This is a genomic window from Enterobacter cloacae complex sp. 402C9, from assembly GCF_050030745.1.
GTDB classification, from domain to species: domain Bacteria; phylum Pseudomonadota; class Gammaproteobacteria; order Enterobacterales; family Enterobacteriaceae; genus Enterobacter; species Enterobacter intestinihominis.
Genome location: NZ_JBLGUW010000002.1, coordinates 59,296 through 85,015, shown reverse-complemented (window position 1 = coordinate 85,015; position 25,720 = coordinate 59,296). Strand labels below are relative to the sequence as shown.

The 25,720-nt window shown below is 63.5% G+C and carries 27 protein-coding genes; 18 read left to right on the top strand and 9 right to left on the bottom strand.

Annotation, left to right across the window (positions count from 1 at the left end):
• Positions 1–178: 178 nt before the first annotated feature.
• A complete protein-coding gene (locus ACQG1K_RS23015) occupies positions 179–2,173 on the top strand; it encodes a relaxase/mobilization nuclease and DUF3363 domain-containing protein (protein WP_016487835.1) in 1,995 nt (664 codons plus the stop codon).
• 75 nt (positions 2,174–2,248) lie between these two features.
• On the opposite strand, the gene ACQG1K_RS23010 is transcribed toward ACQG1K_RS23015, so the two are convergent.
• From ACQG1K_RS23010 to ACQG1K_RS22985, 6 genes are all read right to left on the bottom strand, one after another.
• Positions 2,249–2,854, bottom strand: coding sequence for an ABC-type transport auxiliary lipoprotein family protein (locus ACQG1K_RS23010; protein WP_223231737.1), 606 nt, complete (start codon positions 2,852–2,854; stop codon positions 2,249–2,251).
• 92 nt (positions 2,855–2,946) lie between these two features.
• Positions 2,947–3,876, bottom strand: coding sequence for an MlaD family protein (locus ACQG1K_RS23005; RefSeq protein ID WP_016487833.1), 930 nt, complete (start codon positions 3,874–3,876; stop codon positions 2,947–2,949).
• Between the two features lie 91 nt (positions 3,877–3,967).
• Positions 3,968–4,789 (bottom strand): ABC transporter ATP-binding protein, encoded by an 822-nt coding sequence (locus ACQG1K_RS23000; RefSeq protein ID WP_016487832.1) that lies wholly within the window; start codon positions 4,787–4,789, stop codon positions 3,968–3,970.
• Positions 4,786–5,943: an MlaE family ABC transporter permease gene (locus ACQG1K_RS22995; RefSeq protein ID WP_016487831.1), complete on the bottom strand. Its 1,158-nt coding sequence runs from the start codon at positions 5,941–5,943 to the stop codon at positions 4,786–4,788. Before ACQG1K_RS22995 ends, ACQG1K_RS23000 begins: the two co-directional genes overlap by 4 nt.
• Positions 5,940–6,560, bottom strand: a complete 621-nt coding sequence (locus tag ACQG1K_RS22990; RefSeq protein ID WP_016487830.1) for a DUF3313 family protein — start codon at positions 6,558–6,560, stop codon at positions 5,940–5,942. Before ACQG1K_RS22990 ends, ACQG1K_RS22995 begins: the two co-directional genes overlap by 4 nt.
• A gap of 15 nt (positions 6,561–6,575) precedes the next feature.
• Complete coding sequence (locus ACQG1K_RS22985; RefSeq protein ID WP_022652185.1) at positions 6,576–7,064, bottom strand: TetR family transcriptional regulator; 489 nt, start codon at positions 7,062–7,064, stop codon at positions 6,576–6,578.
• Positions 7,065–7,165: 101 nt separating this feature from the next.
• Between ACQG1K_RS22985 and ACQG1K_RS22980 the strand changes: the two genes are divergently transcribed.
• The 4 genes from ACQG1K_RS22980 (at position 7,166) to ACQG1K_RS22965 (ending at position 10,236) form a co-directional block, all read left to right on the top strand.
• A complete protein-coding gene (locus tag ACQG1K_RS22980) occupies positions 7,166–8,569 on the top strand; it encodes an efflux transporter outer membrane subunit (protein ID WP_426721136.1) in 1,404 nt (467 codons plus the stop codon).
• Positions 8,570–8,658: 89 nt separating this feature from the next.
• Positions 8,659–9,564 carry a LysR family transcriptional regulator gene (locus tag ACQG1K_RS22975; protein ID WP_006378999.1) on the top strand — a complete coding sequence of 302 codons (906 nt, stop codon included), beginning with the start codon at positions 8,659–8,661 and terminating at the stop codon, positions 9,562–9,564.
• Positions 9,565–9,596: 32 nt separating this feature from the next.
• A complete protein-coding gene (locus ACQG1K_RS22970) occupies positions 9,597–9,860 on the top strand; it encodes an EexN family lipoprotein (protein WP_016487824.1) in 264 nt (87 codons plus the stop codon).
• Between the two features lie 58 nt (positions 9,861–9,918).
• Positions 9,919–10,236, top strand: a complete 318-nt coding sequence (locus ACQG1K_RS22965; RefSeq protein ID WP_000539741.1) for a DMT family transporter — start codon at positions 9,919–9,921, stop codon at positions 10,234–10,236.
• 335 nt (positions 10,237–10,571) lie between these two features.
• Here the strand turns inward: ACQG1K_RS22965 and ACQG1K_RS22960 are convergent, their stop codons facing one another.
• From ACQG1K_RS22960 to ACQG1K_RS22950, 3 genes are all read right to left on the bottom strand, one after another.
• Positions 10,572–11,078: a hypothetical protein gene (locus tag ACQG1K_RS22960; RefSeq protein WP_006378996.1), complete on the bottom strand. Its 507-nt coding sequence runs from the start codon at positions 11,076–11,078 to the stop codon at positions 10,572–10,574.
• A 44-nt stretch (positions 11,079–11,122) separates the two neighbouring features.
• Positions 11,123–11,653 (bottom strand): polyketide cyclase, encoded by a 531-nt coding sequence (locus ACQG1K_RS22955; protein ID WP_016487823.1) that lies wholly within the window; start codon positions 11,651–11,653, stop codon positions 11,123–11,125.
• A gap of 280 nt (positions 11,654–11,933) precedes the next feature.
• Complete coding sequence (locus ACQG1K_RS22950; RefSeq protein WP_006378991.1) at positions 11,934–12,839, bottom strand: LysR family transcriptional regulator; 906 nt, start codon at positions 12,837–12,839, stop codon at positions 11,934–11,936.
• Between the two features lie 306 nt (positions 12,840–13,145).
• On the opposite strand from ACQG1K_RS22950, the gene ACQG1K_RS22945 reads away from it, so the two are divergent.
• Genes ACQG1K_RS22945 through ACQG1K_RS22885 form a run of 13 tightly spaced genes read left to right on the top strand, consistent with a single transcriptional unit; the run spans position 13,146 to position 25,477 of the window.
• On the top strand, positions 13,146–15,143 hold the full coding sequence (locus ACQG1K_RS22945; RefSeq protein WP_016487822.1) for a conjugal transfer protein TraG: 1,998 nt from the start codon (positions 13,146–13,148) through the stop codon (positions 15,141–15,143).
• On the top strand, positions 15,140–15,616 hold the full coding sequence (locus tag ACQG1K_RS22940; RefSeq protein ID WP_006378865.1) for a CopG family transcriptional regulator: 477 nt from the start codon (positions 15,140–15,142) through the stop codon (positions 15,614–15,616). Before ACQG1K_RS22945 ends, ACQG1K_RS22940 begins: the two co-directional genes overlap by 4 nt.
• Positions 15,613–16,692, top strand: a complete 1,080-nt coding sequence (gene trbB / locus ACQG1K_RS22935) for a P-type conjugative transfer ATPase TrbB (RefSeq protein ID WP_022652184.1) — start codon at positions 15,613–15,615, stop codon at positions 16,690–16,692. The genes ACQG1K_RS22940 and trbB overlap by 4 nt, the downstream gene beginning before the upstream one ends.
• Positions 16,679–17,065: a TrbC/VirB2 family protein gene (locus ACQG1K_RS22930; protein WP_006378803.1), complete on the top strand. Its 387-nt coding sequence runs from the start codon at positions 16,679–16,681 to the stop codon at positions 17,063–17,065. Before trbB ends, ACQG1K_RS22930 begins: the two co-directional genes overlap by 14 nt.
• Positions 17,062–17,331: a VirB3 family type IV secretion system protein gene (locus ACQG1K_RS22925; protein ID WP_006378802.1), complete on the top strand. Its 270-nt coding sequence runs from the start codon at positions 17,062–17,064 to the stop codon at positions 17,329–17,331. The genes ACQG1K_RS22930 and ACQG1K_RS22925 overlap by 4 nt, the downstream gene beginning before the upstream one ends.
• Positions 17,332–17,343: 12 nt before the next feature.
• Complete coding sequence (trbE, locus tag ACQG1K_RS22920; protein WP_426721138.1) at positions 17,344–19,794, top strand: conjugal transfer protein TrbE; 2,451 nt, start codon at positions 17,344–17,346, stop codon at positions 19,792–19,794.
• Positions 19,791–20,534 (top strand): P-type conjugative transfer protein TrbJ, encoded by a 744-nt coding sequence (gene trbJ, locus ACQG1K_RS22915; protein WP_006378800.1) that lies wholly within the window; start codon positions 19,791–19,793, stop codon positions 20,532–20,534. The genes trbE and trbJ overlap by 4 nt, the downstream gene beginning before the upstream one ends.
• A gap of 12 nt (positions 20,535–20,546) precedes the next feature.
• Positions 20,547–20,873: a hypothetical protein gene (locus ACQG1K_RS22910; protein ID WP_006378798.1), complete on the top strand. Its 327-nt coding sequence runs from the start codon at positions 20,547–20,549 to the stop codon at positions 20,871–20,873.
• On the top strand, positions 20,870–22,237 hold the full coding sequence (gene trbL / locus ACQG1K_RS22905) for a P-type conjugative transfer protein TrbL (RefSeq protein WP_006378795.1): 1,368 nt from the start codon (positions 20,870–20,872) through the stop codon (positions 22,235–22,237). The genes ACQG1K_RS22910 and trbL overlap by 4 nt, the downstream gene beginning before the upstream one ends.
• Before the next feature lie 18 nt (positions 22,238–22,255).
• A complete protein-coding gene (gene trbF, locus ACQG1K_RS22900; protein ID WP_006378793.1) occupies positions 22,256–22,960 on the top strand; it encodes a conjugal transfer protein TrbF in 705 nt (234 codons plus the stop codon).
• Complete coding sequence (trbG, locus tag ACQG1K_RS22895) at positions 22,957–23,949, top strand: P-type conjugative transfer protein TrbG (RefSeq protein ID WP_016487821.1); 993 nt, start codon at positions 22,957–22,959, stop codon at positions 23,947–23,949. The genes trbF and trbG overlap by 4 nt, the downstream gene beginning before the upstream one ends.
• A gap of 2 nt (positions 23,950–23,951) precedes the next feature.
• Positions 23,952–25,235 carry a TrbI/VirB10 family protein gene (locus tag ACQG1K_RS22890; protein ID WP_016487820.1) on the top strand — a complete coding sequence of 428 codons (1,284 nt, stop codon included), beginning with the start codon at positions 23,952–23,954 and terminating at the stop codon, positions 25,233–25,235.
• A complete protein-coding gene (locus ACQG1K_RS22885; RefSeq protein ID WP_006378741.1) occupies positions 25,232–25,477 on the top strand; it encodes a DUF2274 domain-containing protein in 246 nt (81 codons plus the stop codon). Before ACQG1K_RS22890 ends, ACQG1K_RS22885 begins: the two co-directional genes overlap by 4 nt.
• The last annotated feature ends 243 nt before the right edge of the window (positions 25,478–25,720 follow it).

The window sequence follows — 25,720 nt, the reverse complement described above, 5'->3', positions numbered from 1 at the left end:
AAGGCAAGACAAAAGGACGCGGCACCGGGCCGCGTCGAAGGCCTGTCTGCACATGGGGGTGGCGCGGCACGGAGCGGCTTTGCCGCCGTGCCGCGTGGGGCGCGAGGCCCGCGCCAATGCAGGCATGTCCGCGTGCTTCGCACGCCCGGAGACGCCGGAGCTTGCCAGGGGCGCTGCCATGACCGACCGCCGCGACGACGATTTCCGGGTGCGCCCTGGCGCGCCGAAGAACCGAGGCAAAGGCCAGGGCCAGAGCTTCGTTTCCAAGGTGCTCAAGCGGGCTGGCAAAGCCAGCGGCGGCAAGTCGGCGGTGCGCCGTCCTGTCGCTGGCGGGAGCGGCCAGCACGCGGGCCAGCGGCCCGGCTCACGGCTTGGGCGCGGCCATACGGCAGCGCGCTTCGCAGGTGCAAAGCTGACACCCATGTCACGGCGCGTGACCGTCAAGACGCTGCTGGTCAACCAGCGCAACGCCAGCCCGCAGTCGCTCGCCAAGCACCTGCGCTACATCGAGCGCGACGGTGCCGGCCGGGACGGCGAGCCGGGCCGTGCCTACGGGCCGCAGACCGACCATGCCGACCTCGATGCCTTCAAGGAACGCTGCCAGGACGACCGACACCATTTCCGTTTCATTGTTTCCCCGGAAGACGGAGCCGAGCTGGACGACCTGCGCACCTACACCCGGCACCTGATGAACCGCATGGAGGCCGACCTGGGAACGCGGCTGGATTGGGTGGCGGTCGATCACTGGAACACCGACAACCCGCACACGCACCTGATCGTGCGCGGACGCGACGATACCGGCAGAGACCTCGTCATCGCGGGCGACTACATCGCCCACGGCTTCCGCCATCGCGCCGCCGAGCTGGCGACGGAATGGCTGGGGCCGCGCACCGAACTGGAGATCCAGCAGACCTGGCAGCGCGAGGTGAAGCAAGAGCGGTGGACGAGCCTCGACCGCACGTTGCAGCGCGAGGTCGGCGAGGATGACCGGGTGCGGATCGAACGCTTCAACGAACCGACGTTGCAACGCCAGCGCCTGCTACTGATCGGCCGGCTGCAACGCTTGCAGCGGCTCGGCCTGGCCGACGAGGTGCAGCCCAGCACCTGGGCCATCCATGCCGACGCTGAGAAGACCCTGCGTGCCCTGGGCGAGCGTGGCGACATCATCCGCACCATGCAGCGCGCCATGAGCGGCCAGCCGCGCGAGCTGGCGGTATTCGAGCCGGCCGACGACGGCCGTACCCTCGTCGGCCGCGTGGCCGCCAAGGGGCTGGCCGACGAGCTGCACGACCGCGGCTATCTGGTCATCGACGGCGTGGACGGCAAGGCCCACTACGTCGCTTTGAACGCCCGCGACGAACTGGCGAGCTACCCCACCGGCGCGGTGGTGGAGGTGCGTGGTTCCGCCGAGGTACGGGCGGCGGACAAGAACATCGCCGCACTGGCGAGCGATGGCCTGTACCGTACCGATCATCACCTGGCGATCGAGCAAGGCCGAGCCAAGCCCGGCCGCGACCCGCAGGAAGTCGTCGCGGCCCACGTCCGACGGCTGGAAGCCCTGCGCCGGGCCGGCATCGTGGAGCGCGTGGCGGAAGGGCTATGGAAAGTGCCGGACGACCTATCCGAGCGTGGGCGCCAGTACGATGCGCAGCGACTGGGCGGCGTGGCCGTGGACCTGAAATCTCACCTGCCGATCGAGCGGCAGGCCCGCGTGATCGGCGCCACCTGGCTCGACCAGCAACTGATCGGCGGCGGCCGGGGATTGGGCGACCTGGGCTTTGGTGGCGATGCCAAGCAAGCCTTGCAGCAGCGCGCCGACTTCCTCGAAGAACAGGGGCTGGCCCAGCGGCGTGGGCAGCGGGTGATTCTCTCCCGGAATCTGCTGGAAACGCTGCGCAATCGGGAGCTGGCGCAGGCCGCCCAGCACATTGCCGCCGATAGTGGGTTGGAGCATCGGCACGTCACAGACGGGCAGCGCGTAGCCGGCATCTACCGGCGCTCGGTCATTCTCGCCAGCGGTCGCTATGCGCTGCTCGATGACGGCATGGGGTTCAGTCTGGTGCCTTGGCGGCCGATAATCGAGCCACGACTGGGGCAGCAGATCGCCGCGACTGTACGCGGCGGCGGTGTGTCATGGGAGGTTGGACGGCAACGAGGTCCTGGGATTGGATAGGGGCCGTAGGCTGTCGTACCGAGTTAAGGTGTCGAGCAGCGTTCTGGCCCTAGCTTCTGTGCTCCGTTAAGGCGACTAGTCTGTGCTTATCGCCGACGCTGTGGGTGCATGGTTGCTTGCCGATTCCGGTGCAACTCGCAAACGCGCTGCCCCGACCTGAACTGCCCATTCAACGATCTGCCCGGCCAACACGTCCGTCGCGACACCGAACGCGCTCACCACATCTGCCTCTCGCTTGCTGCCTGTAGCTTGGATTGCTTCGAAGCGTCTACTGGCAATAGCAGTCCGTTTGGCCGGATCGACCAGTTGCACATCGAGCCGAACCCGAACCGCGGCGATCGCTTCAGTGCCGCGGTATTCGAGCTGGAACGCCCGTAGCGTACTGCGCAACTCCATATCGGCGCTCATTGGCGTGCTATCGGTAATCACCGAAGTCGACCGCCCATCGCGCATGAAGGCTTCGACGATTCGGTCGCGTAGCAGCACCGGTGCGGGGTCGGCCCAACGCACTCCTTGCCAAGCCGACAAGCGACCATCGGGCTGCGCAATGAAAAGCCGCTCCGAATCCAGGACGCGACTACTCTCAGGGGCGTAGACGCGCAGCGCCCCAGGTCCAGGAACGGCGCGTGGCGTACTCTCCGCCTGGGCGATGTGATAGTCGGGCAGTTTGTAGGTGACCATTGGAGCTGTTTTGGGAAGCACACTGCACGCGGACAAGCCGAGTACTAGCGTCATAGTCGCGGCAGCGACGGGAATCATCCTGGCGGAAGTGTTCACGGCTTGGTTTCCTCAATGTTCTCTCCACCGAGCAGGTATTGCGCCGGATTGCGATCCAGTCGGCGCAGCACGGTGTTTAGATTGGCCAGCGCCTGCTGGAGTTCGTGCATGGCAGGGCCTGTGGCGGCCATGCCTTGGTTCAGCGATTCCTGATTGTTTTGCAGTAGCGTCTCAACCCTGAAAGCGGCGCGTTCGAGGGATGCCGTTGCATCACGCGTGTTCACCATGATTTGCTTACCATCGTTATTTAGTAGCAGGTTGGCATCGCGAAGAGTGCTATTTGCTTGGCGCACGGCAGCTGTCGATTCTCTGCTTGCTTCGGTCAGATTGCTGATTAACGTCGCGATCTCGGCCCTCTGGTCAGCGACCGCGCCCGTAGTCTGTTCGAGATTCACTAGACTGCGGTGCACAAGAGCCAAATTCTCCTTCGACAGTAACTCCTGCGTGCGCAGCAAGATGCCGTTGAGTGTCGTCATGCTGTTACCCTCGCCGGAGACCAGGGATGCCATCGCCGAACGTGGCGCGAGGATCAACGGTTCCTCGTCCTCTTTCCGATCCAGCAATGGCACGTTTGGCCCACCGTCGCTCAACTCGATCACCGCGTTGCCGGTAATTCCCGTGATGACCAATTCAGCGCGGGTATCCTGCCGGACCGGGATGGTGGCATTGATACGCACGCGCGCTATCGCCCGCCTTGGGTCAGGCGGCGAAAGAGAAAGTGCAACGACTTCGCCAATCGTGATTCCGCTGTACTGAACCTGGCTGCCGGGCGTAAGCCCGGTCACTGGCTCATCGAACATGATCCGGTAATACTGGTAATCGTGGTCGGAACGTGTGTCGCTGAGCCAGAGCGCGAAGCCGATACCAATCGCACCGAGCAGCACGACGAACAGACCAATGAATACATGATGGGCACGTGGCTCCATGATCAGACCACCTCGTTTTCAGAGTGTAAATATTGCGTGCGCCCAGCCCAATGCGTGCGCGACGGAAGAATGATGCAGATGCGGAAGGGTTTCATGGCTGCGTCTCTTGGCTGGAAGCACCAGTGGCCTGTGCGGCCGCACGGCCACGGGGGCCGTGAAAGTATTCCTGTATCCACGGGTGCTTGAATCGCTCGACTGCCTCGATGCCGTCGTTGATGAGTACCTTCTGGTTCGCCAGGACCGCGACACGGTCGCATATGGTGTACAGCGTATCGAGGTCGTGGGTTACCAGAAACACCGTGAGACCCAGTGCATTGCGCAGGGTCAGAATCAATTGGTCGAAAGATGCAGCCCCGATTGGATCCAGTCCTGCGGTGGGTTCGTCAAGAAACAGGATGTTCGCATCAAGCGCCAAGGCTCTCGCCAGTGCTGCTCGTTTCACCATGCCTCCGGACAACGAGGCCGGATATTTGTCTCCCGCTCCGGCAGGCAACCCCACCAAGCCCAGCTTGCTTCTTGCCAAACGCTCGGCAAGAGGCCGCGCCAGACCGACATGCTCGATTAAAGGAAGAGCGACGTTCTCCAAGACGGTCAGCGATGAATACAACGCGCCCTTCTGGAACAGAATGCCGAACCTTCGCTCCATACGCGCGCGTGCAAGCCATTGGGCTCGCAGTAGGTCGCGCCCCCCGATACGGACCACGCCCGAATGCGGCTTCTGCAGCCCGACGATGCTACGCAAGAGCACGGATTTCCCGGTGCCTGATCCTCCCACCACGCCAAGGATTTCCCCGCGTCGCACGTCCAGGTCCAGGTCCTGATGGACCTGCTGGGTTCCAAACCTGTTGTCTAGGCCGCGCACTTCAATAGCGTGTCGCACACCGTTGTCGGTGTCTTCCTTCACCGCGCTCACCAGCCCATCTCCATGAAGAACAGTGCAGCGATGGCATCGATCAGGATCACCATGAAGATTGATTGCACAACACTAGAAGTCGTGTGGTCGCCTACCGACTCAGCGCTACCGGCGACCTTGAACCCTTCATGGCAGCCGATAGCGGCGATCATCACCGCGAAGAGCGGGGACTTGCTCATTCCGACAAGAAAATGGCGCACCTCGATTTTTTCCTGCACGATGGCAAGGAACTGTGCAGGAGGAATCTCCAAGCTCAGTGCGCATACAGTGGCGCCGCCCACAATGCCAGCCAAGATGCCTACTAATGTGAGCAGTGGCAAGGACACAAGAAGCGCCAGCACGCGTGGCAGCACCAGCAACTCGATGGGGTCGAGCGCGTTGGAGCGAAGCGCATCGATCTCTTCATTTGCCTTCATCGAACCGATTTGGGCGGTATACGCGCTTGCGGTACGGCCTGCAATCAATATGGCCGGGAGCAGCACTCCGAACTCGCGCATGAACGAGAAGGCGACCAGATGCACCGAGAAGATGCTCGCACCGAAGTTGGCCAGCACCGTTGCGCCCAGGAACGCCACCACCATTCCTACCATGAAGCTCAGTAGCGCCACGATGGGAATGGCGTCCACCGCTGACCGCTGGATTTGAGCGATCACCGAGGTCGTGCGCCAGCGACGCGGGTGACGAACGGTACGGCTCCATGTTTCGATGATCTGACCCACGAACCCGGCCAGACCAAGACACGCACGACAGCCCTGTTCCACGGTCAGGCCTATGCGTCCCAGACCGCGGAGCAGAGGATTCCCGCTCACCGCTGCTTTGTCCGTCTTCTGCTGAGCGGTAGCAGCGGCGGCAAGCGCTTTCATTAGGGCGAGGCGATCCGGGGACAGATTTGGAGCTGCCTCCGGCCGGTCGAGTATCGAGTCTGGCCCGAGAATTTCCACCAGCAGAGCCGCGCCGGCGGTGTCCAGTCTCTGGACTTGCGTCCAGTCGAGCAAGGGAGTGGCGTACCCCTCGGCATGGCTGATGCGGGCGGCGGACACGGATTTTGCCAGACTGGCGTAGTGCTCTATCGTCCAGTCGCCACCCGCCAGCCATTTGTGATCACCGCCGACCATGGCATCCTGCCGGAGCCAAGCCTGTGAAGCGTTGCTCATGGCTGCGTGTCCCGCCAAGCGCTGTCGATGCGCTCGATGCAGTTCGTGATCGCCGCTTTGGCATGACCCAGCAATGTGTACGAACCGGCGAACTCTTTAATGACGTTGCCGCGCTCGAAGCAACTGGCGGCAGCAACGCGTCGTCCCGTACTTACATCGACTGCTTCGAACTCTAGGCTGGCACCGCCCGTCGTCACGGGTCCAACCAGCAGGGTCGTCATTGCATTGACTGCCCGATTCGGTGTCTGCAGTTCGGTGACCGCTACACGCACCCGAACCTGTCCCGTGCCACCTGGGGTGGCGGGACTTTTGCCTTCCTGGCGTTTCAGTTCGCTCGTCACATGGTCTAGCACTTCACGCTGCTGCGCGTCATCGAGCCCATCGATGCGACCCGAGGCGGTCTTGATCTGCGCATCTTCCACCACGACAGCGGCATAACGCTTGGGCTCGAATCCCGCTGCGCGGTACATCAGTACGTTCTCGTATCGTGTCGGCGATAACTTCTCGTAGTCGCCGAGAAATCCGGAGCGCGTCATGCTGTTGGTCGCGCATCCAGAGAGCGCGGCTGCTACGCAAAAAAAAATGCCGCCGCGGATCAATGCAGTTTTGCTCTTCATAATGGGTCTCCTTGATCAAACGAAACTAAGACAGGCAATGCCTGCTGCGATGAGGGCGGTGCCAGACCAGCGCGTCACTGATGCGAGATCGCCTAGCAAGAGGGCGCCGATACCCAAGTTTCCAAGTAGCCCGATTCCTGCCCAGGCTGCAGAGGCCGCGCTGATCGGAATCCGCTTGAGCGCGAGCCACAAATCTCCGGCAAACCTGCGCTCGTGATTGGCTTGTACCGCGTCGAACGCCCGGATCATCTCGTCGATCAGTGTCACGAACAAATCGCGTTTGGTCTTGAAATGATAGAGAAACGCCCCTTTGCTCAACCCGGCCCGCACGACGACGGCGTCCAGCGTCAGACGACTGGCGCCTTCCTCCAGCACCAGTTCGCGAGCGGCCTGCAGGATGCGCTCGCGAGTTAGCTGGGCTCCTTGCTGGAGAACGGGCTGCGCATCGGTGCTGCTATGGGCGGTGGACGGGGGGGGCAACTTTGTTTTCGCGCGAGGCGGCATGGTCGTGCTCCAAAAAAAGCTTGAGTCATATACAGTCCAGACGGTATAGTAGAAGGCGTAAAACAGTCCGTCAAGACTTTTTCGGAATGCAAGGACCTGCCATGTCTCAAATTCTTGAACGCTATCGCCTCATGGCCATGATTTCGCCGCTAATGCTTCTTGCGGCTTGCAGCCATGCTCCGCACTCTGCCGATCCGCCTCGCCTGGATGTACCGGCCCATTTCTCAAATGAAGAGGGAGGTGAAGGCATCCTGGACAAATCATCCCGCCGTACTCTTCCCGTCGACTGGTGGACGGCCTACGGCGATCCACAGCTCAATGTCCTAGTCCGGGCGGCGCTGGAGCGCAACACCGAACTGTCGATTGCGCGCGCGCGCGTCGACGAGGCCTCGGCCGCCACGCGGCGAGCACGGGCCTCCCTGCTCCCCTCGTTGTCCGCGGGCACGCAGGCAACTCGAGGACGCGACTATTCAGAGAACGTTGCGATCGGCAATGATGGCCGCGCCACGTTGTCTGCATCGTGGGAGGCAGACCTGTCGGGGCGGCTTTCGCAGGCAGCAGAAGGTACGCGCCTGGATGCGGTGGCAGCCGAACAAGCGTGGGTTGCCACGCGTTGGCAGGTCGCGTTTGAAACAGTGTCGGCGGCTGTGCAGCAGCGCCAAGCCAGTGAACTCGAAGCGCTCGCCACGGCGCGGCTGGCATCCGCCGAGCGACTCGTCTTGCTGACACAACGGAAGTTCGAGGCCGGACAAGCTACCGGCTTCGACATCGAGCGAACCCGCTCCGGCGTCGTCGCACTGCGTGTGGAGCAAGAGCAACTTCGGCGTGCGCGCGGCGAGGCGACGCATGCACTTGATGTACTAGCGGGACAAACGCCCGGAGCGTCTGCAGCTTCTCCGACTCTTGCTTCACTCGCCGCCCCCAATTGGACACCGACACGCATACCTGCGGACCTGCTGAGTGAGCGGCCCGACGTGCGCGCCGCCGAAGCGAAGTTCGCAGCCGAAACCGCGCGCTGGAACGCAGCCGAAGGCGAACGCTTCCCTAAGCTGGTGTTGGACCTGAGCGGCGGACGGCAGCGCGTTGAGAGTGCGGGGACGCGCATTACCGGCAACATTTTTTCACTTGGGGCCGGGGTTTCGTTGCCGATCTTCGATGGTGGCGCGATCCGTGCCGGCATCGAGACCGGAGAGGCGCGCAGCCGAGCTGCGCGCGCGGAGTTCGAGCGCACTTTGTTGAGTGCATTGCAGGACGTAGAGAACGCATACCTCGGTTGGCATACGCAGCACGCCGCACTGGAGCATCAGACCGAGGGGGTCGCAGTCGCGGAGCGTCAGCTCGATCGCAGCCGCCGTCTGTTTGAGGCGGGACAAGTGGACGCCACGGTGGTGGCCGAGGCTGAGGCGGGGGTGATGTCAGCGCAGGCTTCGCTGATCCGCACGCGGGCCGAGACAGCCGTGCAATGGGGTGTGCTGGCAAAAGCACTATCCGGCCCACCTGTTTGATCGGGGAAGCTTGCTGGAGCAGCTTGCGAAGGCTAGATAGCGTGGCGCAAGGCGAAGGTGGTGAGGCCTAAGTGAGGAGGAATGCGAACATGGAAATTCGGCATCTGCGCTACTTTCTAGCGGTGGCAGAGGAACTGCACTTTGCCCGAGCCGCAGAGCGCCTCCACATCGAGACATCGCCGCTGTCGCGCGCCATCAAAGAGCTTGAAGAGGAGTTGGGCGTAGCGCTATTTGCGAGAACCACTCGGAGCACCCGCTTGACTCGTGCAGGCAGACTCTTCTTTGAGAGCGTACCCCGTGTCTTCGCAGCTTTGCAGCAGGCGCGCGACAGTGTGAACGCCGCAGCCAATGGCTTTCATTGCCAGCTCCGTATTGCATTGTCTGATGGAATCACGCCATCGCGCCTGCCTGCGTTGTTGGCGCTCTGCCGGCAGGAAGAGCCGGAAGTGGAAGTTCGCTTCTTCGAAGTGCCTTTGTCACAGCAAATCAAGGGATTGTGTGGCGAACTGTACGATCTCGGCTTCGCTCAATCGGATGAAGTCGGCGAAGGCATCATCGCCGTGCCGGTGTGGAGTGACCCTCTGATGGTAGCTGTGCCCGCACGGCACCCCTTGCTATCCCACAAACAGATTCCCCTGGAAGAGCTGTTGCGGTATCCGCTGGTGCTCTGCGACGCGGTGGCGTGTGAGGGCCATGCTCGGCAAGTTGAACGGGTGCTACGTCGCGTGGACATTGAGCCTCTAATTGCCGAACGCGTGACTTCCAGCGATCTAATGATGGTCCTGGTTTCGGCGGGACTTGCACTAGGCCTCACAGGAGGTGCGCATATTACTGCCAGCAGGGAACAGGGTGTGGTCGCACGGCCGCTGACTGGAGGTTCGCCCATGCTCACGACCTATCTGCTACGACCGGCCAGCGAGCCGTCAGAAATACTGACTCGCTTCATGGAACGCGTTCATTCGATCAAATCTCCAGACGCCAAAAGTCGGCGGTAAACCATCACACAATCTCCCAAGGAAACTTAACCATGAAGAAGATTGCTCTCATATTGCTTTCCTCGACACTGGCAGCCTGCAGCCCATCCGGGAAACCAGATAAAGGCAACCTTCCGACGGTCGATGAATTAGCGCTCAATCCTGAGCGGCTGAAAAAGTTGCGCCAGCAATGCAAGTTGGATCGTCCTATGCTGGGCGACCAACTATGTAACCGGGTTGCCGAGGCTACGCGAAAGCGCTTTTACGAAGATGGCGATGTGCCCTACACCACACCTAAAGAGCCGCCGAAGTTCTAAGCTGGTGGTCACGCTGGAGTATGTATGCCGGATATGAAAAACTTGAAGGAGAATTGCAATGGGCTGGATCTATCTTGTTTTGGCTGGATTGTTTGAAATCGGATGGCCGGTCGGGCTGAAAATGGCGCAAGAGCCAACATCGCGTTGGAGTGGGGTCGCAGTAGCCGTCTCTTTCATGACAATTAGCGGCGCCTTCCTATGGCTTGCTCAGCGTCAGATACCGATTGGGACTGCTTATGCGGTGTGGACGGGTATCGGAGCGGCGGGAACGTTCTTAGTCGGAATTCATTTCTATGGCGACCCAACCTCCCTGATGCGATACCTTGGCGTGGCGCTGATCATCCTGGGCGTTATCACGCTCAAGTTATCGAGTTGAGTACTAGCTCCTTTGATAGCGTAGTCACTGGGACACCCTGCGACACAGACTGGATCGGGTTCTGGGAACTCGCACGGTCACCTCCTCCTAGTCGTTATATGTGGTGAGCTTGCCGCAGCCTCGGGAGAGTTCGAGCCAGTGCGCGTAAGGCGGTGGAGCAGCCATTCCGGGTGCTCCACCTTCAGCTCCTGCAAAGGTGGAGAAAGAGTGTGGGTTGGCTAGCATGGCGCGGCCAAGAATCACCAAACCCATCTACCTGCCAGCGATCACGTGCTCGGCCATTCGCGGATCGTCGATGCCCCAACTCACTGCCACAGGTAGCCCAGTCTCGCGGCTCATGCGTTTGGCAAAGGGGCTGACGCGACGGCCGGCAACCAGCGGCTGGCCATTCGCTTCCTTGACATTAACCAGTCCGGCTCGGCCGTGGCAGGCCGCCGCGACCACCCTGCCGTCAGCCCAAGCGCCCGACAGCAGATTGACGAGCGCCCCGCTCCGGGTAAGTCCCACATGGTGCCATGGCCGCCGGGCAGGAACATCACCGCACCCCCTTCCGGGGCGATGCTGTCGATCTTCAGCGAGCCTTCGAGCTTGTCCATCGACACCTTGTCATCGAGGAAGCATTCCACGCTCGGCGGGTTCATGCCTTCGCTCGCTATGGAATGAGGATCCACCGGAATCTCGCCGCCGGCGATTGACGCAATATCCACATTGGCACCTGCATCGACCAAGGCGTAGTACGGGGTGGACTGTTCCTCGAACCACACGCCGGTCAGGCGCGGGTCGTCGCCCATCGTTGCCTGCGAAGTCAAAACCAGCAGAATCTCGAGGGGAGTTCCCATCATGGTTTTCTCAGTTCAGACGCTTGGGATCAAGCGGCCAGCGACCATTACGCCTGCTTGGCTTTGCGCGCTGTCTCGACCAAGCTGTCGAGCCAGTCCTGATGGCCGTTGATCATCGGGTTGGGTTTGGCGTTGTGCAGCTCCTCGGCCGGCTTGCCCTTCTGCGTTTCCTGCGTGAGGATGCGCACGCGCCCGCCGTCCAGGTTCTCGACCAGCCAGGCGTGATGCACATCCAGGCGCGTATCTGTGCCTTCCTCGCCGGACCAGCCGTGCCAGGCCACGCGGCCGGGTTGCCCATCCGCAGGTGCCACGTACTCGTTGCACTGCCCCTCTACCGGGAAGCCGAAGGTCTCGAAATAAAATCGATCGCCGTCGGCCAGTACCGGGCCTTTGCCGCCATGAAAGCGCACGTTAGCCGAGTTGGCGTAGTAGCTTGGCCACAGCGATGGTGTGACGAGTAGCGGCCATACGTCGGCCGCGCTCAAGCCGGCGGCGATGATCTCATTAGAGGCGAAATTCTCAGTAAAGCCCGGCGTGTAGCCTTCGGGCCAGAGGATGGCGTTCTGTTGCTTGCTCATATCGAAGCTCCTTCACAAAATGTCAATGACGCAACAGGGGTGGCTGCGTCATTCAAGTGGTCATAGAGCAATCATGAGCCTCCCTGTGAAATAAGTGAAATCCTAATTTTTTATTTTTGAAATCATATAATTTGATATCAGCGTCTAGGTTCTGCCATCCGCCGACAAGGCTATCTCGCAGCGGTGCTACGAAAGGGTCCGTCTCCAATTGAGCCGGCTGATTGCATATTTGTAGTGCGAGGCAGAGTTGTGCTGAGCATGACGATGAGAGCCATCTTGCCTACTTGTTGTTAGCACAGGAAGTGAACAGCAGTGCTCGTATCCAGCGATGTGCTGGATCGTGATGGGTGCGTTCGTGCCAAGCAGCCGTCTTGGTGAACCCCGGTATCTTCATCGGCGGCAGGGAGATAGCCAGCTTGTCCATACCGGCGACCAAGCGGCTCGGCAAGATCGCGACCATGTCACTGGCACGCAGGATGTCTGGCAAGATCAGAAAGCTCTTGACCGACAGTGTGACGCTTCGTTGTTTGCCCAACTGTTCTAGCGCATCGTCGGTGACGCCGCGGAAACCTCCACCATCGTAGGAAACAAGCGCATGGTCGAGAGCACAGAACTGCTTAACTGTCAGCTTGCGCCCCATAGCCGCTGGATGGTCTTCCCGCAGGACACACACGTAGTGCTCCTTGAATAGCTCTCGGGCATGCAGATTTGGCGGAGTGATCTCTGGCGTCAGGAGGGCTAGATCGATTTGACCGCGCTCAAGCTGGTTCTGTAGCAGTCCGCTCTCGACTGGCACTAATGAGACTCGAACGCGCGGTGCGTGCTGTTTGAGTGCCGATAGAAATGGGACAGCAATGGCACGCAGCGCATAGTCCGTCGCGGCGATGGAGAAGGTCAGTTGTGCGGTGGCCGGGTCGAAAGAAGGTGGCTGGAGCAGCGCGTCGATTTCCGCTAGCACCTGTTTGACAGATATCCCTATGTCTAGCGCCCGCTGCGTCGGAACGATGCCCCGCTGCGCACGCGCGAACAGCGGGTCGCCGAAGCTTTCACGCAGCCGCGCAAGCATGCCGCTCAAGGCCGGTTGGGTTAGTCCAAGACGTGCTGCCGCCCGTGTCACGTTGCGTTCGTCCAACAATACGTCCAGCGCCTTGAGTAAGTTGAGATCCATGCTCTTGATATCTTTCATTCTTATCCAGATTTCAATAAATAATTCTTTCCCATGATATCTAGATTCTGCTCATGAGGGGAGCGAGACCCAGCGAGAATTTTTTTCTGGGCAACCTCTTGGAAACTCCAAATGCGCCATAGGGTGCTTTAGTTTGCGGCGTTTGTCTTCGACTCGCCCCGCCGCTCATTCTTTCTTTTCCCTCGACCGTTGTGCTCAAAACGGTCTTTGACGGGCACCCACGCGGCACCGATCCTCGCTCTATGCGGCACGTTCCTGTGCCGCTTTTGAACGAGGAATCAGTGCAGGGAAATCGGAGGCCAGTCAATGCAAGCTCAGGGCGTACTGTTCGGGCAGATCGCCGCCGTATTCGGCATCGTGATCGCCGGCGTGTGGGGTGCAACGCAATGGACAGCCGCCGCCCTGGGCTATCAACTACGCCTTGGCTCGCCATGGTTCGACTTCTTTGGAACCCCGGTCTATCACCCTTGGCGGCTGTTCGAGTGGTGGTTCTTCTTTGATGCCTACGCGCCGCACGTCTTCGATATCGGCGGGGCCATCGCGGGTGGAAGTGGTCTGGTGGCCGTGGTGGTCGCCATCGCCATGTCGGTGTGGCGCTCGCGGCAAGCGCGCCTTGTCACCACCTACGGTTCGGCACGCTGGGCCGATGCGGAAGACATACGCAAAGCTGGGCTGATCCAGCCCGACGGGGTTTTCCTCGGGCTGCATCGCGGCCAGTACCTCCGCCATGAAGGCCCGGAACACGTCCTGACCTTCGCACCAACGCGCTCGGGCAAGGGTGTGGGCCTGGTCGTTCCCACCTTGTTGAGTTGGCCCGCATCCGTCGTCGTTCACGACATCAAAGGCGAGAACTGGACGCTCACCGCAGGCTGGCGTTCGCGGTTTAGCCACTGCCTCCTGTTCAACCCCACGGATGCGCAGTCGGCAGCCTACAACCCGCTGCTGGAAGTGAGGCGCGGCGCGCACGAAGTGCGCGACGTGCAGAACGTGGCCGACATTCTTGTCGATCCCGATGGCGCACTCGAACGCCGGAACCATTGGGAAAAGACCAGTCACGCGCTGTTGGTCGGCGCCATCCTGCATGTGCTGTACGCAGGCGAGGACAAGACGCTGCGCGGCGTCGCCAACTTCCTCAGCGACCCGGCGTGTCCGTTCGAGCTGACGCTGCACCGGATGATGACGACGAAGCACCTGGGCGATGCGCCTCACCCGGTTGTCGCATCCGCTGCCCGCGAAGTGCTTAACAAGTCGGACAACGAGCGATCGGGCGTGCTCTCCACCGCCATGTCGTTTCTCGGCCTGTACCGCGACCCGACCGTGGCCGAAGTCACATCGCGCTGCGATTGGCGCATCGCCGACCTGATTTCCGCCGAGCACCCGGTATCGCTCTATCTGGTGGTGCCGCCCTCCGACATAAGCCGCACCAAGCCGCTGATCCGGCTCATCTTGAACCAGATCGGGCGGCGGCTGACCGAATCGCTCGACGGCAGCGATGGCATCGCGCGCCGGCACAAGCTGCTGCTGATGCTGGACGAGTTTCCGGCGCTGGGCCGCCTCGATTTTTTCGAGTCCGCGCTTGCCTTCATGGCCGGGTACGGCATCCGCAGCTTTCTCATCGCTCAAAGCCTGAACCAGATCGACAAGGCGTATGGGCAGAACCATTCCATCCTCGACAACTGCCATGTCCGGGTGACTTTCGCCACCAACGACGAAAGGACGGCGAAAAGGATTTCAGAAACCCTCGGCACCGCCACCGAGCTTCGCGCGCAGCGCAACTACGCCGGCCACCGGCTCGCTCCGTGGCTGGGGCACCTGATGGTGTCGCGTCAGGAAACTGCACGGCCGCTGTTGACGCCCGGCGAGGTGATGCAGCTTCCACCTGATGACGCCGTGGTCATGGTGTCCAGCGTCGCCCCGATCCGCGCGAAGAAGCTGCGCTACTACGCCGACGCCAATTTCAAGAATCGCGTCCTGCCACCGCCCGCGCTCGTAGCCGGGAGGTACGCCGACGCGCCGCCAGCCCGCCCCGACGACTGGAGCGGCTTGGCGATCCCGGCCGTACCTGCGGCGCCGGCCTCGGCATCCGCCGATGGCCTGGGCGGCACCGATGACGGCGGCCCACGCCGCCAGCCCGAACTCTCCGAAACCGTCGCCTACGACCCCGAGCCGGACGCACATGCGAACGACCTGGCGCTGCTCGATGACGACGACCTGGCGCTGCCGCTTCCCGGCCAGCTCGACCCGGCCATGCAGCGCACGGCCCGGCTGGCTTCCCTCGACCCCAACGACGGAATCGACCTATGAGCCAATACCGCCTCAATCTTTTCATCCAGCCCGAGCACGCCCAGCGCCTGGACGAACTGGCCGCCAAGAAAGGCGTGTCCAAGTCGTCCATCGTCGCAGCGGCCTTGGCGTCCTGGCTGTCGCCCGATGCTGGCGACCAGCGCGAGGCCGCCATTGCCAAGCGGTTGGATCGACTGTCGCGGCAGACCGAACGCCTGGAGCGCGACCAGAACATCCAGATCGAAACGCTGGCGCTGTTCATCCGCTACTTCCTGACCGTCAGCACGCCGGTGCCCGAAGCCCATCAGGATGCGGCACGCGCCCAGGGCAAGGTGCGCTTCGAGCAGTTCGTCGAACAGTTGGGTCGCCACCTTCTGCGTGGCCGCAGTCTGGTGCGCGACGTGGTGGAGGAACTGCACCCCGATCCGATGCAGATGGATGACGCAGCAGCGATGGCCTCCGCCCATGAACGAACTGCGGAGCGTGCGTCATGAGTGCCGTTCCACAGATCCAGCCCGAACCTCGCTCATCCGCAGCAGCGTCCCAGGATCGCCGCATCCAGATGCTGCGCACTGCAATGGGGCCGCTGATCGCCGCTGCGCTCGAAGACCCGGATGTGGTGGAAATCATGCTCAACCCCGATCGCACCCTGTGGGTGGATCGGCTGTCGTCGGGTCGCTCGCCGCTGGGCGTGGAGATGCCCGAGGCCGATGGTGAACGCATCATCCGCCTGGTCGCCGCGCATGTCGGCGCGGAGGTGCATCGCGGCCAGCCGCTCTTGACCGCCGAGTTGCCGGAAACCGGCGAGCGTTTCGAGGGCATCCTGCCTCCGGCCGCCCCGGGGCCAGCCTTCGCGCTACGCAAGCGGGCCGTGAGCATCATCGGCCTGGATCGCTACGTGGCCGACGGCATCCTGACCGCCGGGCAGGCCGAGTTCCTGCGCCGCGCCGTGCGCGAGCGGCAGAACATCCTAATCGCCGGCGGCACCAGCACCGGCAAGACCACGCTGGCGAACGCGCTGCTGGCCGAGATCGCCGCCACAGGCGACCGCGTGCTGGTGCTCGAAGACACCATCGAGCTGCAATGCGCGGCCCGCGACCATGTGCCGCTGCGCACCCGCGCCGGCGTCGTCACCATGACCGAGCTGGTGCGGGCCACGATGCGCCTGCGGCCTGACCGCGTGATCGTCGGCGAGGTGCGCGGCGGCGAAGCCCTCGACCTCATCAAAGTGTGGGGCACCGGCCACCCCGGCGGCATTGCGACCATCCATGCCGGCTCCGCGCTGGGCGCGTTGCTGCGCCTCGAACAGTTGATTCTCGAAGTCGCTGTGAATCCGCCGCGGGCGCTGATCGCCGAGGCGGTCAACGTCGTCATCAACATCGCCGGACGCGGCCGCAAGCGCCACGTCGAAACCATCGCCCGTGTCGTCGGCTTCGACGGCACCGGCTATCGCCTGGCGGACGCACTGGAAACGCCGTTTCCCGAGCTGACGCCGGTTCCTCTCGCAGCCGACGCCGCTGCACATTCCCGTCCCCCAACCAACTTGGAGAACTGCCATGACGCACGTTGATTCTTTCCGCTTTTCCGTAAATCCGCTTCCTCGCCTGTCCGGCCTGGCGCGGCTGCGCAGCCTCACCCGCCCTGCGAGGCAGGGGCTGCTGCTGGCCGCGCTGCTGCTGTTGCTGGCCGGAACGGCGCAAGCCGCCGGTTCCTCGATGCCGTGGGAGGGGCCCTTGCAGTCGATTCTGGAGTCGATCCAGGGGCCGGTGGCACGCATCGTCGCGGTCATCATCATCATCGCCACGGGCCTGGCGCTGGCCTTCGGCGACACCAGCGGCGGCTTTCGCAAGCTGATCCAGATCGTGTTCGGGTTGAGCATCGCGTTCGCCGCTTCCTCGTTCTTCCTGTCGTTCTTCTCGTTCTCCGGCGGGGCCGTCGTATGAGTACGGCCAGCGACCTTCCAGGCTTCGAGGTGCCGCTGCATCGCTCGCTGACCGAGCCAATCCTGCTGGGCGGCGCGCCGCGCACCGTGGCAATTGCCAACGGCACGCTGGCCGCCGCCGTCGGGCTGGGCCTGCAACTGTGGATTCCCGGCGTGGTGCTCTGGATCGTCGGCCACTCGCTGGCCGTATGGGGTGCGCGCGTCGATCCGCAGTTCATGCAGGTCTTCGCGCGGCATATCAAACACCGCCCGCTTCTGGACGTGTGAGGGGAGGACGCCATGCTGAACCTTGCCGAATATCGTCAGCGCCCGGCCTTGCTTGCCGACTGGCTGCCCTGGGCCGGGCTGGTCGCGCCGGGCGTTGTGCTGAACAAAGATGGTTCGTTTCAACGCACGTTCCAGTTTCGCGGCCCCGACTTGGACAGTGCGACACAGGGCGAGCTGATTGCCACGTCGGCGCGGCAGAACAACGCGCTTCGCCGTACCGGGTCTGGCTGGGCCTTCTATATCGAGGCCGAGCGGATGCGGGCATCGAGCTATCCGCAATCCTCCTTTCCCGAACCACTGCCCTGGCTGGTGGATGAGGAGCGACGCGCGGCGTTCGAGGAGTCGGATGGCCATTTCGAGAGCGTCTATCACTTCACGTTGCAACACCTACCGCCGCAAGAGTCTCGCGCCCGTGCGGCTGGGATGCTGTACGAGAACCGGCCCACTGAGGGTGTGGACTGGCGTGGTCGGCTTGATTCCTTCGTGGCAGAGACCGATCGCGTGTTCGACCTGCTCGATGGTGTGATGCCGGAGATTGCCTGGCTGGACGATAGCCAGACGCTGACCTACCTGCATGCCACAGTCTCCACCCGGCGCTATCGCGTCGGCGTGCCCGACGTGCCGTTCCATATCGACGCACTGCTTGCCGATGCCGCGCTGGTCGGCGGCCTGGCGCCCATGCTGGGCGATCAGCACCTGCGCGTGGTGTCGGTACGAGGCTTCCCGACCTCGACCTGGCCGGGGATCTTGGACGACCTCAACCGCCTGGGCTTTGCGTATCGCTGGAGTACGCGCTTCCTGTGCCTGGACAAAGCCGAGGCGGAACGGGAATTGGGGCGCTTGCGGCGCCAATGGTTCGCCAAGCGCAAGAACGTCATCGCGCTGCTGCGCGAAACGATCTTTCAGCAGGAAAGCCCGCTGGTCGATACCGATGCCAGCAACAAGGCCGCCGACGCCGATGCCGCCTTGCAGGAGCTGGGCAGCGATCAAGTCGCCTTCGGCTACCTCACCGCCACGGTGACGGTGCTCGACGCCGACCCGGCCGTGGCCGACGAGAAGCTGCGCATGGTGGAGCGCGTCATCCAGGGCCGGGGTTTCGTGACCATCCCCGAAACCCTCAACGCAGTCGATGCCTGGCTGTCGTCCGTCCCCGGCAACGCATACGCGAACGTGCGTCAGCCCATCGTTTCGACGCTGAACCTGGCGCACATGATGCCGATGTCAGCGGTATGGGCTGGGCCGGAGAAGAACGAACACCTCGATGGCCCGCCGCTGATCGTCACCCGCACCGATGGCGCGACGCCGTTCCGGCTGGTGACGCACATCGGCGACGTGGGGCACACCCTTGTCGCCGGGCCGACCGGCATGGGCAAGTCGGTGCTGCTCGCCATCTTGGCCATGCAGTTCCGGCGCTACTTCGGCTCGCGGATCTTCGCCTTCGACATGGGCCGCTCGATGCGCGCCACCATCTTCGGCCTTGGCGGTGAGCACTATGACCTCGGCGCCGATGGCGGCATCGCCTTCCAGCCACTCGCGCGAATTGCCCACGAGGGCTACCGCACCTGGGCCGCCGAATGGGTGGAGGGCCGGCTGCTGCACGAAGGCGTGACGGTCGGCCCGGACGAGAAGGCTGCCATCTGGTCGGCGCTGAGAAGCCTTGCCGGTGCGCCGGTGGAGCAGCGCACCATGACCGGCTTGTCGGTGTTATTGCAGTTTAACGCGCTGCGCCAAGCGCTCGCGCCCTATGTGCTGGGCGGCGCACACGGCAAGCTGCTGGACGCTGACCACGACCGGCTGGGCATGGCCGACGTGCAGGGCTTCGAGATGGAAGAACTGATGCACAGCCCGGCCGCCGTGCAAGCGGTGCTGCGCTACCTGTTCGCCCGCTTCGACGAACGTTTCGACGGCGCGCCCACGCTGTTGATCCTCGATGAAGCGTGGCTGTTCCTCAATGAGCCGTCCTTCGCGGCCCGCATCCGGCAATGGCTCAAGACGCTCAGAAAAAAGAACGTCAGCGTCATCTTCGCCACGCAGTCGCTGGCCGACATCAAGGACTCGACCATCGCGCCAGCCATCATCGAAAGCTGCGCGAGCAGGATCTTCTTACCTAACCCGCAGGCCACCGAGCCGCAGATTCGCACGATCTACGAAGGCTTCGGCTTGAGCAGCCGCCAGATTGAGATCGTGGCGACCGCCCAGCCCAAGCGCGATTACTACTACCAGTCGCGCCTCGGCAATCGCCTGTTCGACCTCGACCTGGGGCCTGTCGCGCTCGCATTCGCGAGCGCATCCACCCCTCAAGACCAACGCGACATTGACCGCGTGCTGACGCAGGCCGGCGCTCCCGGCTTCGCCGGCGCGTGGCTGCGCCATCGCGGCCTCGGCTGGGCCGCCGACCTGCTGCCGTCCGCTCCGGCGGCAGCTTCCTTTCTCGCTTCTCAACCGCTGGAGGTTTCGCCATGATGACCAAGCCCCGTTTGCTCTCTGTCTCACTCGCTGCTGTGCTGTCGGTATCGCTGTTGGCCGTGCAGCCCGCATCCGCGCTGACGGTGTTCGACCCGTCCAACTTCGTGCAGAACACGCTGACCGCCGTGCGCACGCTGGAACAGATCAACAACCAGATCAACCAGCTCCAGAACGAGGCGCAGATGTTGATGAACCAGGCCAGGAACCTGGCAAATCTCGACTTCAACATCGTCAACCGCCTGCGCTCGACGCTCGCCACCACCGAGCGCCTGATCGCCGAGGCGCGCGGCTTGGCCTACGACGTGCAGAGCATGGATGCCACGTTCGCCCGCCTGTACCCGGAACAGTACGCCTCCACCATCAGCGGCGACCGCATGGCACAGGATGCCCGCGAACGCTGGCAGAACACCTTGAACGGCCTGCACACCGCGATGCGGATGCAGGCGCAGGTGTCGCAGAACCTCGCCCAAGACGAAAGCGCGCTGGCCGACCTCGTGAGCCAGAGCCAGTCGGCCACCGGCGCGCTGCAAGCGATGCAGGCGACGAACCAGCTCCTGGCTTTGCAGGCCAAGCAGTCGATCCAGGCGCAGCAGCTCCAGATCACGCAAGACCGGGCCGCTTCGCTGGAACTGGCGCGGCAAGCGGCGGCTATGGAGCGCGCCCGCGAAGTGCGGCGGCGCTTCCTCGGCACCGGCACGCCGTACACGCCGCAGTCCGTCAACTTCTACAACAACTGACCGGAGGCGGCCATGCGATGCGCTTCCGTCCTGCTGGCCGTGCTGCTGACCGCGTGCGGCCAGCAGCCGGCCGAGAACCTGGCCGACGCCCTGGCCGCAGATCCGGTGCGGCTCAAGGCGTTGCGCGGGCAATGCGCGGTCGACCGGCAGGCCATGGGCGAGGATGCCTGCCGCGCCGCCGCCGAAGCCTTCCGGCGGCGCTTCTTCGCCGGCCATACCGGGCCGGATGAATACAACTCGCTGGCTGAACTCCCGCCGATTCCGCCGAGCTTCGATACGCCCGCAGATGAATTGCCAGAGGGCGCCGTTCCGCTCACTCCGCCCGAGGATTCGCCATGAACGACGTGACCATCATCGACCGTTTCCTCGATACGTTCTCGCGCTACATCGACTCGGGCTTCGGCTTATTGCAGGGCGAAGTGGCATTTCTCACCGCCACGCTCATCGTCATCGACATGACGATCGCTGGCCTGTATTGGGCCATGAGCCACGCCACCGGCCAGGGCGACGACGTGATCGCCAAGCTGCTGCGCAAGGTGCTCTATGTCGGCGCGTTCGCCTACATCATCGGCAACTTCAACTGGCTGGCGAGCATCGTGTTCCGCTCGTTCGCCGGCTTGGGAATCACCGCTACCGGCTCGGCCATCACGATGGAGAACTTTCTTCAGCCGGGCCGGCTGGCGAAGACCGGCATCGACGCAGCCGCGCCGATTCTGGAACAGATCGGGGACATGGCTGGGTTCCCCGAGGTGTTCGTGAACATCGACCCTATCGTGGTTCTGTTCATCGCCTGGCTGGTGGTGATCCTCTGCTTCTTCGTGCTGGCCGTACAGCTTTTCATCACGCTGATCGAGTTCAAACTGACTACGCTCGCCGGCTTCGTCTTGATCCCGTTTGCACTCTGGAACAAGACCTCGTTCCTCGCGGAAAAGGTGCTAGGCAACGTGGTGTCGTCAGGCATCAAGGTCTTGGTGCTGGCCGTCATCGTCGGCATTGGTTCCGGGCTGTTTGCCGAGTTCCAGGTACATCCCGACGAACCATCAATCGACCACGCGCTGGTCGTGATGCTGGCCTCGCTCGCGCTGCTGGCGCTGGGCATTTTCGGCCCCGGTATCGCCACCGGCCTGGTGTCCGGTGCGCCACAGCTTGGTGCGGGCGCGATGGCTGGTGCTGCGGTCGGGGCTGTCGGCACCGGCGTTGCCATCGGAGCCGCCGCAACGGGAGTGGGCGGCGCCGTCATGGCTGGGGCACGAATGGCCCCGGCGGCCGCAAAGCTGGCCGGTGCCGGCGCGCGTGCCGCGACTTCGGCGGCCGGCAGTGCCCGATCGGCGTTCCAGGCCGGTTCCGCTGCGGCCGGCGGCGGTGCCAAGGGCGCGGCGGCTGGCCTCGGCAATGTCGCCAAGACCGGCGCACAAGCCGCAGGCCGCAGCGTCACCTCTGGTGCTTCCGCTGTTGGGCAGAAGGTGGCCGACTCCTTCCGCGCTGGCTGGAACGGCACAGAAGCCGGCAGCGACGGTGCTGGCCGCGGCCAGACCGCAGACGGCACCGCAGGCTCGCAGAAGCAAGAGCAACCGGCCTGGGCCAAGCGGATGCACCGCCGCCAGCAGGCTACCCATGCCGCGACCACTGCCGCCCACACGCTGCGCGGGGGCGACGGCGGCGGCTCCGGGCAAGGCCCGAGCCTGCGGGATTCCGATACCTAACCTTCAAGGAGAACACCCATGCGATTCAAACGACCGCAGGTGCGCTACGCCGATACGCCGCAGCCTGCCACCCCGTATCAAGCCGCCGCCCAGGTGTGGGACGACCGTATCGGCTCCGCCCGCGTGCAGGCGAAGAATTGGCGCCTGATGGCCTTCGGCTGTCTAGTGCTCGCGCTGTTGATGGCCGGCGGCCTGGTGTGGCGCTCGGCGCAGTCCATCGTGACGCCCTATGTCATCGAGGTCGATCAGGCCGGGCAGGTGCGCGCTGTAGGTAAGGCCGCTACGCCGTATCGGCCCGGCGACGCGCAGATCGCGCACCACCTGGCGCGCTTCGTGACGCTGGTTCGCTCGCTGTCCATCGACCCCATCGTGGTGCGGCAGAACTGGCTCGATGCCTACGACTACACCACCGACAAGGGCGCGGCGGTGCTCAACGACTACGCCCGCACCAATGACCCATTCGCCCGCATCGGCAAGGAATCGGTAACGGTGCAAATCACCAGCGTGGTTCGCGCCAGCGACACGTCTTTCAACGTGCGCTGGACAGAGCAGCGCTATGTCAACGGTGCGCCCGCCGGCACCGAACGCTGGAACGCCGTGCTTTCGACCGTCCTGCAAACCCCGCGTACTGAACAGCGCTTGCGCAAGAACCCATTGGGTATCTACGTCAACGGCCTGTCATGGAGCCGCGAACTGGATTCTTCCGAAGGAGCCAAACCATGAAACTTCGTTTCTGCCTTTACGTTTTTCCTTTGACGCTGCTGGCCCTCGCGGGCTGCGCCTCGCAGGGCAAGCCGCCGCCGTCCATCTCGCTCGACGAGCCGGTGCTGGCCCAGCCATTGCCCGAACCGCCCAAGCCCGTCGAAGTCGTCGCCGTCCCTGAACCGCTGGCGCTGCCGGCGCAGTTGAAGCCGCTGCCGGAACTCGATGAGGCCCCCGTTGCGCCGGAGCCGGCCGACGAAAAGGTGCGCGTTTCCCGTGCCAATGCAGAAGCGCGTATCGCGCCTACCCGTGAGGGCTACGTCAACGCGATTCAGGTGTGGCCGTTCACCGATGGCGCGCTTTATCAGGTCTATGCGTCGCCGGGGCGCGTGACGGTGGTTTCGCTTCAACCGGGCGAGGAACTGGTGACGGTCGCCGCCGGCGATACCGTGCGCTGGATCGTGGGCGACACGTCCAGCGGCGGCGGGGCCGATCTGCGCGTCAATGTGCTGGTCAAGCCCATCCGTTCCGGCCTGAAAACCAATCTCGTCATCACCACCAGTCGGCGCACCTACCTGCTGGAGCTGACCTCGACCGAGAAGGCATGGATGGCGTCGGTATCCTGGGACTACCCGAAAGACCGGATGCTCGCGTTGCAGCGCCAGGCGCAGGCTGCGCAGGCGACAACGCCTGTCGATACGGGCCTGTCGCTGGACAAGATCCGCTTCCGCTACGCGGTATCGGGCAGCAACCCGCCGTGGAAGCCGCTACGCGCCTTCGATGATGGAGAGAAGGTCTATATCCAGTTTCCGGCGGGCATCGCCCAGGGCGAGTTGCCGCCGCTGTTTGTCATCGGCGCGCAGGGCGACGGGCAATTGGTGAACTACCGTTTCCGCGCGCCGTACTACGTCGTGGATCGCCTGTTCGGCGCGGCCGAACTGCGGCTGGGCGGCGACGGCGGCGACGTGGTGCGGATCGAGCGCACCGATGGCGTTGCGCGGAGGAACTGACCATGAGCCAGGATGACACTCCCGACCTTGCCGCGCCGCAGGCGGCGGGCAAGATCGCTCCCGAGGCGGTCGCGCTTCGCGCCCAGCCGCGCCCGGTCACGCGCCTGAATCGGCGCACGCTGGCCATCCTCGCCGGCGTCCTGGCGGTGGCCGTGCTCGGCGCGGTGATGTGGTCGCTGCAACCTCAGCGGCGCGGTGCGGGCGAGCAGACCGAGCTTTACAACGTCGATCGTGTCTCGAAGTCTGAAGGACTGGATGCGCTGCCGACGGACTACTCCAAGCTGCCGCCGGCGTTGCCGCCTGCCGTTCCCGAACTGGGGCCGCCGCTGCCGGGCGATCTTGGCCCGGCCATCGTGAAGTCGCAGCAGCCGGCGACGGCCGCCTACGCGGCCCCCGGCCACGACCCGAACGATGCTCTGCGCAAAGAAGCCGAAGCGGCCGCGGCCTCGTCCGTGTTCTTCCGCTCGGGAGGGCAGAATGCGGCGCCGGTGGCGCAGACACAGGTGGCCGCTGCGCCGGGCTTCGCCGCCAATGCGGTGTTTGACCCGCTGGCGGCCGGGCCGGTCTCCACGGCGGCCCAGCCTGCTGACCCGACAGCGGTGCAAAACCGGCAAGACCATAAAGAGGCTTTCTTGAAAGGTGGCTCCACTGAAACCCGTAATTCCGGCAATCTGACCCTGCCAACTTCGCCGTATCAGGTCATGGCCGGAACGGTGGTCGCAGGTGCCTTGGTGACGGGGATTAAGTCGGACTTGCCCGGCGACGTGATCGCCACGGTGACGGAGCCGGTCTATGACACAGCCTCCGGGCGCTTCCTGCTGATTCCGCAGGGTTCGCGCATCCTGGGCAAATACAACAGCCAGGTCAGCTACGGGCAGAGCCGCGTTCAAGTCGTCTGGAACCGGATCATCCTGCCGGACACGTCTTCGCTCACGCTCGACAACCTGGCCGGCACCGACCCAGCCGGCTATGCCGGGCTGGAGGACGATGTGGACTACCACTGGGGCCGCATCTTTGCCGGTGCGGCACTCACCACGCTGCTGGGCGTCGGTGCCGAGCTGGCCGCGCCGGAGAACCGGCAGGATGGTGATCGCGTCATCATCGCTGGGCGCGACAGCGCGCAGGACAGCATCAATCAGGTCGGCCAGGAGATGACCCGGCGCAACCTCAACATCCAGCCGACCTTAACGCAACGGCCGGGCCTGCCGGTTCGCATCATCGTCAACCGGGATCTGGTGCTGCGGCGGTACCAGCCGCTGTTCTTCAACCGGGGGACTTCACGATGAGCACGACCAAGAAGCTGCGGCTCGGCCCGCTGCCGAAGACCGAGAGCACCAAGCTGACTTTCGTTTGCCCGACCAGCTTGAAAGCCGACCTCGACCGCTACGCCGCGCTACACGCGCAGGCGTATGGCGAGGCCGTTGATGCGGCGACGCTGATCCCGCATATGCTGGAAGCGTTCATGGCGGGGGATCGAGGATTCAGGAAGGGCACGGCGACCCGCAGCACACCACCGAAGCCGCCATGATTGCACCGCATGCTATTCAACGGCATCCATCGAACGCGCAGCCCAGGCTGCGCGTTCTTCATTCTGGATGCCGCCGAGCCTGTTGGGCTATGATGATGCGACAGGCCCGCCGTTCCTCGGCAATCCAGCACTACACAGTGCGATGCGGCTTTCTCTCCCAACGCTCCTATGTCGCTCCTAGCCGACAACGCCGCTCTTCTTCTAAGCGGCCCCGAAAGGAGCTAACCTACTGTCCCATATACG

Bases quoted from the DNA above. Each gene is read 5' to 3' on its own strand.
- ACQG1K_RS23015 (WP_016487835.1), top strand. From the start codon at position 179: ATGACCGACCGCCGCGACGACGATTTCCGGGTGCGCCCTGGCGCGCCG.
- ACQG1K_RS23010 (WP_223231737.1), bottom strand. From the start codon at position 2,854: ATGGTCACCTACAAACTGCCCGACTATCACATCGCCCAGGCGGAGAGT.
- ACQG1K_RS23005 (WP_016487833.1), bottom strand. From the start codon at position 3,876: ATGGAGCCACGTGCCCATCATGTATTCATTGGTCTGTTCGTCGTGCTG.
- ACQG1K_RS22995 (WP_016487831.1), bottom strand. From the start codon at position 5,943: ATGAGCAACGCTTCACAGGCTTGGCTCCGGCAGGATGCCATGGTCGGC.
- ACQG1K_RS22990 (WP_016487830.1), bottom strand. From the start codon at position 6,560: ATGAAGAGCAAAACTGCATTGATCCGCGGCGGCATTTTTTTTTGCGTA.
- ACQG1K_RS22985 (WP_022652185.1), bottom strand. From the start codon at position 7,064: ATGCCGCCTCGCGCGAAAACAAAGTTGCCCCCCCCGTCCACCGCCCAT.
- ACQG1K_RS22980 (WP_426721136.1), top strand. From the start codon at position 7,166: ATGTCTCAAATTCTTGAACGCTATCGCCTCATGGCCATGATTTCGCCG.
- ACQG1K_RS22975 (WP_006378999.1), top strand. From the start codon at position 8,659: ATGGAAATTCGGCATCTGCGCTACTTTCTAGCGGTGGCAGAGGAACTG.
- ACQG1K_RS22970 (WP_016487824.1), top strand. From the start codon at position 9,597: ATGAAGAAGATTGCTCTCATATTGCTTTCCTCGACACTGGCAGCCTGC.
- ACQG1K_RS22965 (WP_000539741.1), top strand. From the start codon at position 9,919: ATGGGCTGGATCTATCTTGTTTTGGCTGGATTGTTTGAAATCGGATGG.
- ACQG1K_RS22960 (WP_006378996.1), bottom strand. From the start codon at position 11,078: ATGATGGGAACTCCCCTCGAGATTCTGCTGGTTTTGACTTCGCAGGCA.
- ACQG1K_RS22955 (WP_016487823.1), bottom strand. From the start codon at position 11,653: ATGAGCAAGCAACAGAACGCCATCCTCTGGCCCGAAGGCTACACGCCG.
- ACQG1K_RS22950 (WP_006378991.1), bottom strand. From the start codon at position 12,839: ATGAAAGATATCAAGAGCATGGATCTCAACTTACTCAAGGCGCTGGAC.
- ACQG1K_RS22945 (WP_016487822.1), top strand. From the start codon at position 13,146: ATGCAAGCTCAGGGCGTACTGTTCGGGCAGATCGCCGCCGTATTCGGC.
- ACQG1K_RS22940 (WP_006378865.1), top strand. From the start codon at position 15,140: ATGAGCCAATACCGCCTCAATCTTTTCATCCAGCCCGAGCACGCCCAG.
- trbB (WP_022652184.1), top strand. From the start codon at position 15,613: ATGAGTGCCGTTCCACAGATCCAGCCCGAACCTCGCTCATCCGCAGCA.
- ACQG1K_RS22930 (WP_006378803.1), top strand. From the start codon at position 16,679: ATGACGCACGTTGATTCTTTCCGCTTTTCCGTAAATCCGCTTCCTCGC.
- ACQG1K_RS22925 (WP_006378802.1), top strand. From the start codon at position 17,062: ATGAGTACGGCCAGCGACCTTCCAGGCTTCGAGGTGCCGCTGCATCGC.
- trbE (WP_426721138.1), top strand. From the start codon at position 17,344: ATGCTGAACCTTGCCGAATATCGTCAGCGCCCGGCCTTGCTTGCCGAC.
- trbJ (WP_006378800.1), top strand. From the start codon at position 19,791: ATGATGACCAAGCCCCGTTTGCTCTCTGTCTCACTCGCTGCTGTGCTG.
- ACQG1K_RS22910 (WP_006378798.1), top strand. From the start codon at position 20,547: ATGCGATGCGCTTCCGTCCTGCTGGCCGTGCTGCTGACCGCGTGCGGC.
- trbL (WP_006378795.1), top strand. From the start codon at position 20,870: ATGAACGACGTGACCATCATCGACCGTTTCCTCGATACGTTCTCGCGC.
- trbF (WP_006378793.1), top strand. From the start codon at position 22,256: ATGCGATTCAAACGACCGCAGGTGCGCTACGCCGATACGCCGCAGCCT.
- trbG (WP_016487821.1), top strand. From the start codon at position 22,957: ATGAAACTTCGTTTCTGCCTTTACGTTTTTCCTTTGACGCTGCTGGCC.
- ACQG1K_RS22890 (WP_016487820.1), top strand. From the start codon at position 23,952: ATGAGCCAGGATGACACTCCCGACCTTGCCGCGCCGCAGGCGGCGGGC.
- ACQG1K_RS22885 (WP_006378741.1), top strand. From the start codon at position 25,232: ATGAGCACGACCAAGAAGCTGCGGCTCGGCCCGCTGCCGAAGACCGAG.